This window comes from Lacisediminihabitans sp. FW035 (assembly GCF_054880895.1).
The window spans coordinates 1,168,493-1,182,142 of record NZ_CM142187.1; the positions used below are offsets into that span (position 1 = coordinate 1,168,493).

The following is a 13,650-nucleotide window of genomic DNA, read 5'->3' on the forward strand; positions in this document are numbered from 1 at the left end:
CCAGCGGGTTCGGATCGGATGGTACGTAGATCGCTTCGCCGATCGATCGATGGTCGAGGCTATCCGCGTCGGCGGCGGTGTCGCGTGCGTATCGGCCGCTTCGCTGATGGGACTGTGGGTGCCCCCGGTGCCCGACCTCCACATCCTCGTTCCATCGAATTCCTCTCGCTTTCGATCTCGGACGGCTGCGCGTGTGCGATTCGACCGCGGGCACCCGTCACGGACGGTCTTGCACTGGCACAACCGGCCGGGAGCAGTGGATCGACCGATCGTCGATCTCGAGCAGTGCCTCCTCGCGGTAATGGACTGTCTTTCTGAGGACCTTGCAATTGCAGTTCTCGATTCGGCCCTGGCGTGCGGATTGCTGAGCCTCTCGCAGCTCCGGAAAATCGGTGAGACGGGCTCGCACCGGCAGCGCGATCTGATCGAGCGTACCGACGGCCGTGCCGGGAGTGGGCTCGAGTCGACGAGTCGAGTTGGATTGCGCGCCGCGGGATTCACAGTGCGGGTGCAGGTCGAAGTCCTTCCCGGCATCCGCGTCGACCTCCTCATCGACGGATGGCTCGTGATCGAGCTCGATGGTGAGGAATTCCACGGCAACGCCGTGGGCTTCGAGCGGGACCGCGTGCGGGATGCGCCCCTCAACGCGTGGGGGTACCGCGTATTGCACTTCTCGCGCACGCAGGTTCTCGACGACTGGCCCTCGGTGCTCTCAACGATCGTCCTTGTTCATCTCCATGGTCGCCCGGCGCCCGCCTCTCACCTGAGCTGACACTGCCTCGGCTCCTGGCCCGCGCGGGGCCCTCTTTTCTCGTGTGCACAGCGCCGGCGGCTTCGTCCGCGTTCGCGGATCAGGAGTTTTCGACGACACGCCGCACATCTGCGGCGCGACACGCGACGCCGGTCAAGAAGTCCTGATCCGCGAGCACGGATGCCGCGAGCACGGATGCCGCGAACACGGATGCCGCGAACACGGATGCCGCGAACACGGATGCCGCGAACACGGATGCCGCGAACACGGATCGCAACTCCCGGATCCAGCGGCGGACGAGCGCGCCGGGACGAGCGCTCCGGGCCGAGCGCGCCCGGGCGAGCGCGCCAACGCGAGCGCGCCCGGGCGAGCGCGCCAACGCGAGCGCGCCCGGGCGAGCGCGCAACAAATCCATGCATACGCACCTATCGCGCGGAATCCCGTCTGTACCCTCCCTCCTCGGTCCTGTACCCCATCCCGAAGGCTCCGGGTATCACACTTCTGCGGATTCAGTCGCGATCTTGCTTTAATGCCATCGATTTCGTCGCTATGTGAGGTCTTCACGATTATTCGAGTAGCGATTCCGGTATATCGCTGTGCCCTACTCTGGGGGTGCATGGAGGATAGACAGCTTGGTCTGTCCCACGTAATGTTCTTTATGGGGAAGGTGCCCGACGACAGGCCGCAAGGCGAAGTCGACGGACATGAAAGCCGGTGAATTACATCCCACCGGCCACACAGACTCGGAAGCTCGTGCCGATCACGAGGTTCCTGCCGCCCCGCGGCAAAAGGAAACGATCGGCGAGCTTCGGCCCGCCCTCACCCGACACCCCAGGTGTCGCGAAAGGAACGAAAATGAACAAGCTCCTCAAAGGCGCAATCGCCGGCGCAGCTGGTGTCGCCCTCCTCCTCGGCGGTGCGGGCACCTTCGCACTCTGGAACTCGAGCGCATCGGTCACCGGCGGCAACATCGTCGCGGGCAACCTGCTCGTCGCCGACTCCGGCACGGCCGGCACCTGGACCGCGAACGGTTCCACGATCACCCTTTCGTCCTTCAAGGCCGTTCCCGGTGACGTACTCAAGTTCACCAAGACTGTGAACGTCACCGCCTCGGGCAACAACCTTGTCGCGACCCTCGGCCTCGGAACCGCCTCCATTACGGGAGCCACCGCAGCCGCAGCCGACACCGCTCTCGCGGGCTACCTCACGGCCAACACCGTGCTGGCGGCAACCGGAACCGCGATCACCGGCGCCGGACCCACGTACACGGTCACCCCGGGTACTGCCGGAATCAGCGCTTCCCCGGTCACCGTGACGGCGACCATCACCTTCCCGAAATCAACGACCGCCGGCGCCGAGAACGACGCCAAGCTCGGCTCGGTGAACCTGAATAACCTGACAGTCACTCTCACCCAGAACTAGTCAGATCCGCGCGCGTGCCCGCCACCCGAAGGCGGGCACACGTGCGAGTGGCTCTGGCCACACTCTCCCCCTACTCGCTCACACCTTCGGAAAAGGCGGTGCCACTGATGACGAACCTCACTCGCACCGCCTCTTCCCGCCGGGGACGACACCTCGCCCGCCGAAGCATCCGCTCTCTCGTCTCGGTGAGGTCGCTGATCATGACGACCCTCGCATTCGTCCTCGCGATCGGCCTCGCCGGTGTCGCCACCGGCGGCACCTACGCCCTGTGGAACAAGTCACAACCGACCGCCTCGAACGCGATCATCACCTCGGGCAACGCCCAGCTGACCGTGAGCACCGCCCTCGCCATGCCGACGACAGCGATATATCCGGGCCTCGTGCTCTACGGATCGGCCGCCCTCAAGAACACGGGCACCATCCCCCTCACCCTCCGCACAAGCGGTTTGACAGTGCCGACGTCCAACGCCTTCACGCAGGCACTCAAGGTCGGGTTCGCCACGGCGGCGGATTCTGCGAGCTGCAGTACCGGCGCGGTCACCTCCGCATGGGTGTACAGCACCTTCGCATCGCCTACCGTTGCAACCATCGGAACTCCACTTGCGGTCGGCAACACGGCCGTGCTCTGCGTGTCTACCCAGTTCGGCAACTCACCCGACAACACGGTTCAGGGGCAAAGCGCTACGGCCTTCGTAGCCTCCATCGACGGGATCCAGGGCTGATGCCGCGCACTCGTCGTCGCTCGACTCGCGTGCGGTTGCCGCGGGCCGCGATCGCCGGCGGTCTCGCACTCTTCCTGGTGCTGGCCGGAGCCGGAGTGGCCACCGCGGTCTGGACCGCCCTGTCGCCGCTAAGCTCCACGGTGAGCTCGGGGCGCCTCTCCGTCACCGTTACCCCGGCGGATGTCGCGAATCTCAACGCCACGTACTCGCCGGCAGTGCTCTCCGATACCGCCGCGGTGTCGGTCACCAACTCGGGCACTGTTCCCGCCAATTACACCGTGCAGATCAAGGCGGCGAGCAATGGACTCTCCAACGCGACGACGCTCACGGGCTGGATCGTCACATCCCTCTCCCAGTGCACCGCGGCGTCCGCGGTGGGAGCCCAGTCCGGAAGCGCCGTGCTGTCGACCGGGCTCTCGACGGCCGATTCCGTGGCAGTCGGCGCCGTCGACATCTTCTGCGTGCGCACGACCATCCCGGCGAGTTACGCCACAACCGTCGGGCCCCCATCGGTGCCGACCGTCCTGCTGACCTACACCCAGGGCTCGTGGAGCGGAACATCGACCGCCACAGCGTCCCAGACCGTGGCCGACACGCTGGCTCCGAGCGCCCCGGGAACCCCCCTGGCATCGGGAACGACCGCCGCGAAGACGACCCTCTCGTGGGCGGCCTCGACCGACAACGTCGCCGTCACGAGTTACGACGTCTACCGCAAGGGGACGCTGGCCGGCACTGTGTCAGCCCCGACGGTCACCTTCACCGATAGCGGCCTGACCGGTGGGACGACCAACGCCTACACGGTGAAGGCGCGGGATGCGGCGGGCAACGTCTCGACGGCATCCGCGGCGCGCAATGTCACGACGGCAGTCTTCGACACCTCCGTGAACTACCAGGTGAATTTCACCGCCGCGAACTTCTGCGTCGACGGCGGAGCTTCGCCTGGCGCGAATGGCAACAGTCTCGTGACCCTGGCCTGCCAGACCGGTCGAAGCCAGACCTGGCAGTTTGCGAACGTGTCGGGCGCGAACTACAAGATCGTCTCTACCGCGTCTCCGTCGCTGGTATGGGACATCAGCGGAGCGAGCACGACCGACGGCTCGCCGGCGATCACCTGGGGCTGGTCGGGTAGCAACAACCAACTCTGGACCATCACCTCCGAGGGCAACGGAAAGGTGCACGTCGCCAGCGTCAACAGCGGAAAGTGCCTAACCCTCAAGAGCAACGCTTCTGGTTCGCAGGTTCAGCAGTACACCTGCGACGGCACCGCGACGCAGACCTTCACCCTCACCCAGGTGCCGTGATGCGCTCCAAATTGGTCACACTCGTGGCAATTGTCGCCTCGACGCTCATTATGGCGCTGGGAGCGGCGGCACCGGCATCCGCTGCCACCGGTGACGTGCTGCTGAGTCGGGACGGGATCACCTTCGCCTCCGACCTCGGTGGCGGCCTGTTCGACGGCGCCGGCGCGCTGATACCGGGCGAGACGGTCAGCCGGTCGCTTTGGATCCGTAACCCCTCGTCGAGCCCGGCGGCCTTTCGCGTGAGCATCCGCAATCTCGCGTCGACGTCTGCCGACCTTGCCAACGGCATCGACCTCAGCTGGATCGACTCCCTCCCGGGCACCGCCCGATCCTCGTTCTCCCTGTCCGGACTGAAGGCGTGCCAAGTCATGAGCTCGGCGGCCGCCATTGCGCCCGGCGGCACAGTGAAACTCTCTCTCACGCTCACGATGGCAGACCTCGTCTCCACTGTGGCGCAGTCCGAGCGGGCCTCGATCGACATCATGGTCGCCATGCGGGATGCCGCGGCCGGCTCTTTCTCCGGCTCGGCGTGTGGCGACGGCGGCACCCTTTTGGCCGACACCGGCACATTCCGCACCGTCGCGTTCACCGGCGGCACGCTCCCGGTGCCGCTCATCGTCGGTGGCGGTGTGCTGCTCGGCGTGGGAATGTGCCTGATTGTGGCCCGGCGTCGGCGACAATCAGAGGATGACTGACCACCCGAGCTCCGACGGTGCGACCAACGGGGTCGAGCCCGCGCGCCGACCGCGGGATGGACGAAAGCCACGGTCAACGGAGAAGGGCCTCGCTCATTACCTGGGGCTCGCCCTGAGCGGAGCGATCCTGGTGCTCGTCCTGGCACTGGCCGCGCTCGTCGTGGTGATCCCGAAGGTGGCCGGAGGCATCCCTCTCACGGTGCTCACGAGCTCGATGATCCCGAAGTTCCCGCCAGGCACGCTGATCGTCGACGTCCCGGTGAAGACCGACGAACTGAGGATCGGCGACGTCGCCACCTATCAGATCGTCTCGGGCAAGCCGGGCGTGATCACCCACCGCATCATCGCCATCCACAATGCCTCGGACGGCACCCGCACCTTCCAGTTCAAAGGGGACAACAACAGCCAGCCTGATGCGGGGGAGATCCTCGCCGAGCAGGTGCAGGGAAGGGTCTGGTACTCGCTGCCGTACATCGGCTACGTCAACAATGCGGTGAACGGCGAGAACCGGGTCTGGATCGTGCCGGTGATCGCCGGCCTTCTGTTCGCCTACGCGGCCTACACGGTGGCGTCGGCGATCGTGTCGTCGCGCCGGCAGAAACGTCGGCGCGCTCGTCGGACGGCATCCGCGCCCTGACCTGCTCCTCGACTCAGTCGCGACCGATCGCGGCCACGATCGCGGAGGTCGCGGAGATGAGATCCGCCGGCGACAACTCGATGTCGAATCCCCGTCGACCCCCGGAGACGAACACGGTGTCGAAGAGTTCGGCCGTCTCGTCGAGCACCGTGCGAAGTGCGGTCTTCTGCCCGATCGGGCTGATTCCACCGACGACATAGCCGGTGCGTCGCTCTGCCAATGCGGGATCGGCCATCGTGGCCTTCTTGGCGCCGAGTACCCCGGCGAGGCTCTTGAGGTCGAGCTTCCCGGAGACCGGCACGATCGCCACGGCGAGACCGCCGTCGACCTCCGTCATCAGTGTCTTGAACACCCGCTCCGGATCGATCCCGAGCAGGGATGCCGCCTCGACCCCGAACGCCGTGGTGGCCGCGTCGTGAGCGTAGTCGTGCTCCACAAACGGGATCCCGAGGGCAGCGAGCGCGAGGGTCGCCGGGGTCGCGGTCACGACGAGTGAGCGAGCAACAACTGCATCGACGCCGGGGCGAGGATCAACTCTGACCCGGGGAGGTGCGTGGCCGTTGCCGCGTGGTCATCCGCACTGTTCCAGAGGAGTTCGTAGGATGCCACGCCCTCGTGCTCCGGAAGGCAGACGGTCTCCGGCGCCTCGAGCCCGTGCACGACGAGCAGGATGCGGTTGAACTCCTCGAACTCGGGAGTGGATGCCGCGAGGTACTGCAGCGTGCGCTCCGTCGGCGAATCCCAGTCCTCGATCGACATCGAGAGACCCTCTTTGTTGAACCAGTCCATCTGGGTCGCCGAGGGCACGGTCTCGCCGAAGATGCCGAAGCGGATGGGCCGGAGGGCCGGGTTCGCCCTGCGCAGCCGCAGCAGCTTCTGGGAGATCAGGAGGAGGTCGTCCTGCCAGTCCTCGTGCTCCCAGGGCAGCCAAGTCAGCTCGCTGTCATGGCAGTACGCGTTATTGTTCCCACGTTGGCTGCGGCCGAACTCGTCGCCGGCCGTGATCATCGGAAGGCCCGCCGAGAGCAGCAGGGTGCCGAGTAGGTTGCGGATGGCCTTCTCGCGAGCGGAGAGGATCGTCGCGTCGTGGGTCGGACCCTCCACCCCGTAGTTGAAGGAGTGGTTGTTGTCGGTGCCGTCGCGGTTGTTCTCCCCGTTGCCGAGGTTGTGCTTCTGGTTGTAGGCGGTGAGGTCGGCGAGGGTGAACCCGTCGTGGGCGGTCACGAAATTCACCGAGGCGAGCGGGCCGCGCTCCTGGGAGAAGACGCCCTTCGAGCCGGAGAGCTTTGAGGCGAGTTGCCCGATGCCGATCGGTGCGACGCCGTTTGCGCGCGCCGCGCCGATGTCGGTGAGCCAGAAATTTCGGGTGCGGTCGCGATAGTCGTCGTTCCACTCCGACCAGGGCTTCGGGAAGTTGCCCACCTGCCATCCGCCCATCCCGACGTCCCACGGCTCGGCGATCATCTTCACACCCTGCAACTCCGGGTCGGTGACGATCGCCTCGATCAGCGGATGATGCGGGTCGAATTCCACCCGCTCGTTGCGCCCGAGGGTGGCCGCGAGGTCGAACCGGAAGCCGTCGATCTGCACCTCGTTGGCCCAGTAGCGTAGCGAATCGAGCACGAGCCGCTGGGCGGCGGGCTGTGCGAAATTCACGGTGTTGCCGCATCCGGTCACGTCGATGTAATTGCCCTTGGCGTCCTGCCGGTAATACGACGCGTTGTCGAGACCGCGAAGCGAGGTGGTCGGGCCACCCCTGCCCTCCTCGGCGGTGTGGTTGTAGACCACGTCGAGCACGACTTCGAGCCCGGCCTCGTGAAGCAGCTTCACCATGCCCTTGAACTCCCGGAGCACCGCGCCGGTGCCACCGAACTGGGCCTCCCGGCTGGCGTAGGCCGCATGCGGGGTGAAGAAGTTGAGGGTGTTGTAGCCCCAGTAGTTGCTGAGGCCCTGCTTGATCAGCCGCTGTTCGCTGACGAACTGGTGCACGGGGAGCAATTGGATGGTTGTGACGCCCAGGTCTTTGAGATAGCTGATCGCCGTGTCATGGGCGAGCCCCGCATAGGTGCCACGGAGTTCCTCCGGCACGGCCGGGTTGAGCTTGGAGATGCCCTTGGCGTGGGCCTCGTAGAGCACGGTGTGATCGAGCGGGACATTCGGCTTCGTGGTACCGGCCCAGTCGAAGGCGTCATCCTGCACGTAGGACCGCCAGTCACCGGACGGGGTGCGCGCGAGACCGCGCGCATACGGATCGATCAGGTGCAGGTTCGAGTCGAACTCGTGGGTCGGCCCGGTGGGGCCGCTGGCCCGCAGCGAGTAGCGGGTGCCGGCTACCAGGCTGGCGGAGGTGCCCGACCACACGTCGTGCTCATCCTTCTGCAACTGGATGCTCTCGGCGACCCAGCTGGGGTCTTTGCTCCCATAGATGCAGAGCTCGATCGCGGTGGCGCTCGCGGACCAGACCCGCAGCATGCCGCCGCCGGCGGTGGCGCTGACGCCGAGGTTCCGCAGCGGATCTACACGTGGTGTGGCTGCCGCAATCGGCGAATCGACGGTCGGATCGGTCACAGGCATGGGTTCTAGAGTAGAGACTCCGTGAGTCGTTCAGGTTACGGCGTGTGCGCAAGTGGAGGTGTCGTCCGTGCCCGTGTATCTCGACCACGCCGCGACGACCCCGATGCTCCCCGAGGCGATCGCCGCCTACACCGCCGCGCTCGGCATCGTCGGAAACCCCTCGTCGATCCACTCCCAGGGGCAGAACGCCAAGCGTATGCTGGAGGAGGCCCGCGAGCGGGTCGCCGAGTCGCTGGGCTGCGACCCCATCGAGATCGTCTTCACCTCCGGCGGGACGGAGGCGGTGAACCTCGCCGTCAAGGGGCTGTATTGGGCGCGCAACGCCGGCGGTGGGCGCCCGCGCATCCTCGTGCCCCACGGCGAGCACCATGCCACCATCGACACCGTCGAATGGCTCGAACGCTACGAGGGCGCGATCATCGAGTGGTTGCCCATCGATGAATTCGGTCGCGTACGACTGGAGGCCCTTGCCCAGGCGCTCGCGCAGCATGATGACATCGCACTCGTGACCCTTCTCTGGGCGAACAACGAGGTCGGCACTGTGCAGCCGGTCGCCGAAGTCACCACGCTCGCGGCGCGTCACGGCGTGCCGGTACATGCCGATGCGATCTCGGCCTATCGGCACCTGCCGATCGACTTCGCCGGGTCGGGCCTCTCGGCACTCTCGGTCTCCGCCCACAAGATCGGCGGGCCTCTCGGCATCGGTGCCCTCGTGCTCGACCGATCCGCAGTCGTCGTGCCGCTCATCCACGGGGGAGGGCAGCAGCGCGACGTTCGCTCGGGCACCCAGGACGTGCCGGCCGCGATCTCGTTCGGGGTCGCGGCGCAGCATCCGGTCTCGTCACTCGCGCCGCTTCGCGACCGCCTCATCGCCGGGGTGCGCGCGGCCGTGCCGCCCGCGGTGCTTCGCGGTGACCCGGACCCGGAGGCGCGGCTCGACAACAACGCCCACTTCACCTTCCCCGGGTGCGAGGGTGACTCCCTGCTGTTCCTGCTCGATGCCGCGGGCGTGTCGGTGAGCACCGGCTCGGCCTGCCGGGCAGGCATCCCCGAGGCGTCCCATGTGCTTCTCGGCATGGGACTCAGCGAGGCGGATGCCCGCGGCGCCTTGCGCATCACCGTCGGCCACAGCACCACCGAGGCCGATATCGATGCCTTCCTGCACGCGCTGCCGCACGCCGTCGCCCGCGCGACTCGAGCCGGTCTGAACGACCGGGAGGTCATGCCGCGAACCGTGCCAACGGCCGGCGCGGATGCGCGCGGTCTCGATGCCTAGGCGTGGGGCGATAGCGGCCGCGGCGCTCGTGGTGCTCCTCGCCGTGAGCGGCTGTACGACGACGGAGGCGACGCGCCCGACGCCGACTGAGAGCGTGCCGGCGGACCCGGCGCTGAAGACCGTCTTCCCCGACGACTTCACCGGCGACTCGGCAAAGACCGAGACGGTGCGGATCGCGGATGCCATCGTGGCGCTGCTGCCCGCGTCGATCGTGGTGCACGTCGACAACACCGACCAGCTCGTGCCCGCGACGGCATCCGCCGGGTCGTATTACGGCGTGCTGCGGATCATCTCGCTCGACCCCGACAACGACCCGGTCGCGATTTCGAAGACGATGGTGCAGAAGCTCGAGGCCTCGGGATGGACGGAGCGGCAGTCTTCCGACGACGCCTCCGGTGTGCACCTCGTCACCCTCTCGAGCAATCGCAAGCCGAATATCTCGTGGCTGCTCCAGTTGAGCGGCGATCCCCGGGTGTCCGGGCAATCGGTGATCCAGCTCCAGCTGGTGAGTCCCGATCTTCCCGGCTGATCCTCCCGCCCCCCGCGCATAACTCCTGCACTCTGCCGGGTGTTCCCCGGCGCCCCCCGGAATTCCGGCAATCCGTGCTCGGTCGCCGGCATTCTGCAGGAGTTATGAAGGGGGAGGGGAGGGCGGTGCAGGGATGCCCGAAATGCCCCGCCTACACTGGAAGGCATGAAGGTGCTGGCGGCGATGAGTGGCGGGGTGGATTCCGCGGTGGCCGCCGCGCGCGCCGTCGAGGCCGGCCACGACGTGGTCGGCGTGCATCTCGCGCTCAGCCGGATGCCCGGAACGCTCCGCACCGGAGCCCGCGGATGCTGCACCATCGAGGACTCGATGGACGCGCAGCGGGCGGCCAACATCATCGGCATCCCGTACTACGTCTGGGACTTCTCCGAGCGATTCGCCCTGGACGTCGTGGATGATTTCGTCGCCGAGTATTCCGCGGGCCGCACCCCCAACCCCTGCATGCGCTGCAATGAGCGCATCAAGTTCGCAGCCTTGCTCGAGAAGGCGCTCGACCTCGGATTCGACGCGGTCGCGACCGGTCATTACGCGTCGATCCTCACCGACGAGAACGGCAACCGGGAGCTTCACCGGGCGGCAGATTGGGCCAAGGACCAGTCCTACGTGCTCGGGGTGCTCACCACCGAGCAGCTCGCCCACAGCATGTTCCCCCTCGGCAGCACGCCGTCCAAGGCGGAGGTGCGGGCAGAGGCCGCTGAGCGTGGATTCAGCGTGGCCACGAAGCCCGACAGCCACGACATCTGCTTCATCCCCGACGGCGACACCCGCGGCTGGCTCGCAGACCGCGTCGGAGCCGAACCCGGAGTCATCCTCGAACGGGACGGATCCGTAGTCGGCAGCCATGAGGGAGCCGCAGCATTCACCGTCGGCCAGCGCAAGGGCCTCCACCTCGGGGTTCCATCGCCGGACGGGCGTCCGCGATTCGTTCTCGAGGTGCGACCGTCGAGCAACACCGTCGTCGTGGGTCCGAAGGAGGCTCTCGACCTGGCCGAGGTCGCCGGGTCGAAGTTCAGCTGGGCCGGACTAGCCCCCGTCGACCCGTCAACGGAGTTCGCCTGCCACGTGCAGATCCGCGCCCATGCCGACCCGGTGCCGGCGGTCGCGGTGGTTCGGGCTGGCGAGCTCGTCATCCGCCCGGATGTTCCGCTGCGCGGCGTCGCGCCGGGGCAGACCGCGGTGGTCTATCTCGGCACCCGGGTGCTCGGGCAGTGCACGATCGACCGCACGGTATCCGCGGTCGCCCTCCCCGCGCACTGATCCCTGCCCCGGTCCTCCCGTGTGGGCAGGGCGTGCGTCACGTCGGCGGTCGAACCTAAGCTGAAGCCGTGGCCAAACAGGACGTAGACAGCGTGGAAGACCTCACCCTCGAACAGGCCGGGGAGGAGTCGGGCGAGCTGACGACGCGCATCCTCGAACTGCGGGATGCCTACTACGAACGCGACGAAGTGCTCGTAGCCGACGAGGAATATGATCGGATGCTGCGTCGGCTCGAGCAGCTCGAGCGCCTGTTCCCGGAGCTGCAGAGCCAGGACTCCCCGACCCAGACCGTCGGTGGACGCGCCGAGACGACTCTCTTCGCGCCGGTGCGCCACGCCGAGCGGATGCTGAGCCTCGACAACGTGTTCTCGCTGGATGAGTTCGCGGAGTGGGCCGCGAAGGTCGAGCGCAACGCCGCCCGCCACATCGACTACCTGTGCGAGCTCAAGATCGACGGCCTCGCGATCAACCTGCGCTATGAGAACGGCGTGCTGGTGACCGCCGCGACCCGGGGTGACGGCGTCGTCGGCGAGGACGTGACCGAGAACATCGCGTTCGTGAAGGTGATCCCGACGAAGCTGGCAGGCACCGGGCATCCGCCGATCGTCGAGGTGCGTGGAGAGGTCTTCTTCGAGTCGGAGATCTTCGAGCAGCTCAATGCCGACCAGGTGGCCGCGGGGGAGCGGGTGTTCGCGAACGCGCGCAACGCCGCCTCCGGCAGTCTGCGCCAGGTTGCGGAGAACAAGAACGCGGTGCAGCTCGAACGCATGCACAAGCGGCTCGGTCGGCTGAGCATGCTGGTGCACGGCATCGGCGCCTGGGCACACCCCCGCAAAGGGAACGAGGCGCCGGTCGAGTCGCAGTCGGCGACCTATGGCCTGCTCAAGGAGTGGGGCCTGCCGACGAGCACGCACTTCCGCGTGGTGAAGACCGCACAGGAGGCCGCCGAATTCATCGAGTACTTCGGTGCGCACCGGTCGAGCGTCGAGCACGAGATCGACGGCATCGTGATCAAGGTCGACGAGCTCGAACTTCACGAGGAGCTGGGGGCGACGAGCCGTGCCCCGCGGTGGGCAATCGCCTACAAGTACCCGCCGGAGCAGGTGAACACGAAGCTGCTCGACATCGTGGTGAGCGTGGGGCGCACCGGCCGGGTGACCCCGTTCGCCGTGATGGAGAAGGTGCGCGTCGCCGGAAGCGAGGTGCGCCAGGCCACTCTCCACAACCAGGATGTCGTCAAGGCCAAGGGCGTGCTGATCGGCGACACCGTTGTCCTGCGCAAGGCCGGCGACGTGATCCCCGAGGTGCTCGGGCCGGTCGTGGAACTGCGCGACGGCACCGAACGGGAGTTCGTGATGCCCACGAACTGCCCGGAGTGCGGCACGCTTCTCGCCCCGGCGAAGGAGGGCGACATCGACCTCCGCTGCCCCAATGCTCGCAGCTGCCCCGCCCAGGTGCGCGGGCGCGTCGAGCACGTCGGATCGCGGGGTGCGCTCGATGTCGAGGGCCTCGGCGAGGTGGGCGCCTCTGCCCTCACCCAGCCCGACATCCCCGCCGACCCGCCGCTCGTGACCGAGGCGGGGCTGTTCTCACTGACGCTCCGTGACATCTTCCCGATCACCGTCCGCGTTCGCGACTACGAGACGGGCCTGGTCAAGCTCAACCCCGACGGGACGGAGCGCACCGAGACCCCGTATCGCAAAAAGCGGAGGAAGACGGGAAAGGGAGCAGATCCGGCCTTCGATCCCGACGCGGCCGAATTCGCGGGCGACGAAGACTCGGTGCCGTCGTCCGCGGCCGAGAAGCTGTTGTCCGAGCTCGAACTTGCGAAGACCAAGGACCTGTGGCGCATCCTCGTCGCCCTCAGCATCCGTCATGTCGGCCCGGTGGCGGCACGCGCCCTCGCCGCGTACTTCGGGTCGATCGACGCCATCCGGGCGGCGACCCGGGAGGAGCTCGCGGCCGTCGACGGCGTCGGTGGCATCATCGCCGATGCCCTCATCGACTGGTTCGCCGTCGACTGGCATGTCGAGATCATCGACCGGTGGACGGATGCCGGGGTGCGGCTGAGCATCCCCGGTCACGCCGGTCCCGGTGCGGCCGTGGCTGCGGGCGGACCGCTTTCGGGCATCACCGTCGTCGCGACCGGGAGCCTCGAGGGCTTCACGCGAGAAGGGGCGCTCGAGGCGATCATGGCCGCCGGTGGCAAAGCGGCATCGAGCGTGTCGAAGAAGACGGACTTCGTCGCGGCTGGCCCAGGCGCCGGCTCGAAACTGACGAAAGCTGAGGAACTCGGGCTTCGCATCATCGATGCGGCGCAGTTCGCGGTGTTGCTCGAGTTCGGCCCGGATGGCCTAGATCGCTGATTAACGAGATAGTCTCGCGTGTAAACACCGCGTGACGATCTCTGGCGGACCAGCAAAAACCTAGGTCAGAGGCCCATTCGACCCTACTATTGGGGGTAGTTC

At 67.1% G+C, this 13,650-nt stretch carries 13 protein-coding genes; 10 read left to right on the forward strand and 3 right to left on the reverse strand.

Going from position 1 to position 13,650, the window contains the following annotated elements; translation table 11 throughout:
* Positions 1–508 precede the first annotated feature (508 nt).
* Complete coding sequence (locus ACVXZ4_RS05600; protein ID WP_461797247.1) at positions 509–772, forward strand: endonuclease domain-containing protein; 264 nt, start codon at positions 509–511, stop codon at positions 770–772.
* A 79-nt stretch (positions 773–851) separates the two neighbouring features.
* Here the strand turns inward: ACVXZ4_RS05600 and ACVXZ4_RS05605 are convergent, their stop codons facing one another.
* Positions 852–1,166: a hypothetical protein gene (locus ACVXZ4_RS05605; protein ID WP_461797248.1), complete on the reverse strand. Its 315-nt coding sequence runs from the start codon at positions 1,164–1,166 to the stop codon at positions 852–854.
* Positions 1,167–1,606: 440 nt separating this feature from the next.
* Here ACVXZ4_RS05605 and ACVXZ4_RS05610 point away from each other — a divergent pair, with 440 nt between their 5' ends.
* The 5 genes from ACVXZ4_RS05610 (at position 1,607) to ACVXZ4_RS05630 (ending at position 5,528) form a co-directional block, all read left to right on the forward strand.
* Positions 1,607–2,173, forward strand: a complete 567-nt coding sequence (locus ACVXZ4_RS05610) for an alternate-type signal peptide domain-containing protein (RefSeq protein ID WP_461797249.1) — start codon at positions 1,607–1,609, stop codon at positions 2,171–2,173.
* Positions 2,174–2,280: 107 nt separating this feature from the next.
* Entirely contained in the window at positions 2,281–2,895 is a 615-nt protein-coding gene (locus ACVXZ4_RS05615; RefSeq protein WP_461797250.1) for a hypothetical protein, read from the forward strand.
* On the forward strand, positions 2,895–4,196 hold the full coding sequence (locus tag ACVXZ4_RS05620; protein ID WP_461797251.1) for an RICIN domain-containing protein: 1,302 nt from the start codon (positions 2,895–2,897) through the stop codon (positions 4,194–4,196). The genes ACVXZ4_RS05615 and ACVXZ4_RS05620 overlap by 1 nt, the downstream gene beginning before the upstream one ends.
* On the forward strand, positions 4,196–4,891 hold the full coding sequence (locus tag ACVXZ4_RS05625) for a hypothetical protein (RefSeq protein WP_461797252.1): 696 nt from the start codon (positions 4,196–4,198) through the stop codon (positions 4,889–4,891). The genes ACVXZ4_RS05620 and ACVXZ4_RS05625 overlap by 1 nt, the downstream gene beginning before the upstream one ends.
* Positions 4,884–5,528 (forward strand): signal peptidase I, encoded by a 645-nt coding sequence (locus tag ACVXZ4_RS05630; RefSeq protein WP_461797253.1) that lies wholly within the window; start codon positions 4,884–4,886, stop codon positions 5,526–5,528. The genes ACVXZ4_RS05625 and ACVXZ4_RS05630 overlap by 8 nt, the downstream gene beginning before the upstream one ends.
* A 13-nt stretch (positions 5,529–5,541) precedes the next feature.
* Here ACVXZ4_RS05630 and ybaK read toward each other — a convergent pair whose 3' ends face one another.
* Both ybaK and glgX read right to left on the reverse strand, forming a co-directional pair.
* A complete protein-coding gene (ybaK, locus tag ACVXZ4_RS05635) occupies positions 5,542–6,015 on the reverse strand; it encodes a Cys-tRNA(Pro) deacylase (protein ID WP_461797254.1) in 474 nt (157 codons plus the stop codon).
* A complete protein-coding gene (glgX, locus tag ACVXZ4_RS05640; protein WP_461797255.1) occupies positions 6,012–8,102 on the reverse strand; it encodes a glycogen debranching protein GlgX in 2,091 nt (696 codons plus the stop codon). The genes ybaK and glgX overlap by 4 nt, the downstream gene beginning before the upstream one ends.
* A 67-nt stretch (positions 8,103–8,169) precedes the next feature.
* Here glgX and ACVXZ4_RS05645 point away from each other — a divergent pair, with 67 nt between their 5' ends.
* The 4 genes from ACVXZ4_RS05645 (at position 8,170) to ligA (ending at position 13,548) form a co-directional block, all read left to right on the forward strand.
* On the forward strand, positions 8,170–9,378 hold the full coding sequence (locus ACVXZ4_RS05645; RefSeq protein WP_461797256.1) for a cysteine desulfurase family protein: 1,209 nt from the start codon (positions 8,170–8,172) through the stop codon (positions 9,376–9,378).
* Positions 9,371–9,907 carry a hypothetical protein gene (locus ACVXZ4_RS05650; RefSeq protein ID WP_461797257.1) on the forward strand — a complete coding sequence of 179 codons (537 nt, stop codon included), beginning with the start codon at positions 9,371–9,373 and terminating at the stop codon, positions 9,905–9,907. The genes ACVXZ4_RS05645 and ACVXZ4_RS05650 overlap by 8 nt, the downstream gene beginning before the upstream one ends.
* Positions 9,908–10,072: 165 nt before the next feature.
* A complete protein-coding gene (gene mnmA, locus ACVXZ4_RS05655) occupies positions 10,073–11,182 on the forward strand; it encodes a tRNA 2-thiouridine(34) synthase MnmA (RefSeq protein WP_461797258.1) in 1,110 nt (369 codons plus the stop codon).
* A 68-nt stretch (positions 11,183–11,250) separates the two neighbouring features.
* The gene (gene ligA / locus ACVXZ4_RS05660) at positions 11,251–13,548 is read left to right on the forward strand and encodes an NAD-dependent DNA ligase LigA (protein ID WP_461797259.1); all 2,298 of its coding nucleotides are present in this window, start codon (positions 11,251–11,253) and stop codon (positions 13,546–13,548) included.
* Positions 13,549–13,650: the final 102 nt, after the last annotated feature.

What these genes read in the sequence shown, in the direction of transcription:
- ACVXZ4_RS05630 (WP_461797253.1), top strand. Translation starts at nt 4,884, where the DNA reads ATGACTGACCACCCGAGCTCCGACGGTGCGACCAACGGGGTCGAGCCC.
- ACVXZ4_RS05615 (WP_461797250.1), top strand. Translation starts at nt 2,281, where the DNA reads ATGACGAACCTCACTCGCACCGCCTCTTCCCGCCGGGGACGACACCTC.
- ACVXZ4_RS05610 (WP_461797249.1), top strand. Translation starts at nt 1,607, where the DNA reads ATGAACAAGCTCCTCAAAGGCGCAATCGCCGGCGCAGCTGGTGTCGCC.
- ACVXZ4_RS05620 (WP_461797251.1), top strand. Translation starts at nt 2,895, where the DNA reads ATGCCGCGCACTCGTCGTCGCTCGACTCGCGTGCGGTTGCCGCGGGCC.
- ACVXZ4_RS05625 (WP_461797252.1), top strand. Translation starts at nt 4,196, where the DNA reads ATGCGCTCCAAATTGGTCACACTCGTGGCAATTGTCGCCTCGACGCTC.
- mnmA (WP_461797258.1), top strand. Translation starts at nt 10,073, where the DNA reads ATGAAGGTGCTGGCGGCGATGAGTGGCGGGGTGGATTCCGCGGTGGCC.
- ACVXZ4_RS05605 (WP_461797248.1), bottom strand. Translation starts at nt 1,166, where the DNA reads ATGGATTTGTTGCGCGCTCGCCCGGGCGCGCTCGCGTTGGCGCGCTCG.
- ACVXZ4_RS05650 (WP_461797257.1), top strand. Translation starts at nt 9,371, where the DNA reads ATGCCTAGGCGTGGGGCGATAGCGGCCGCGGCGCTCGTGGTGCTCCTC.
- glgX (WP_461797255.1), bottom strand. Translation starts at nt 8,102, where the DNA reads ATGCCTGTGACCGATCCGACCGTCGATTCGCCGATTGCGGCAGCCACA.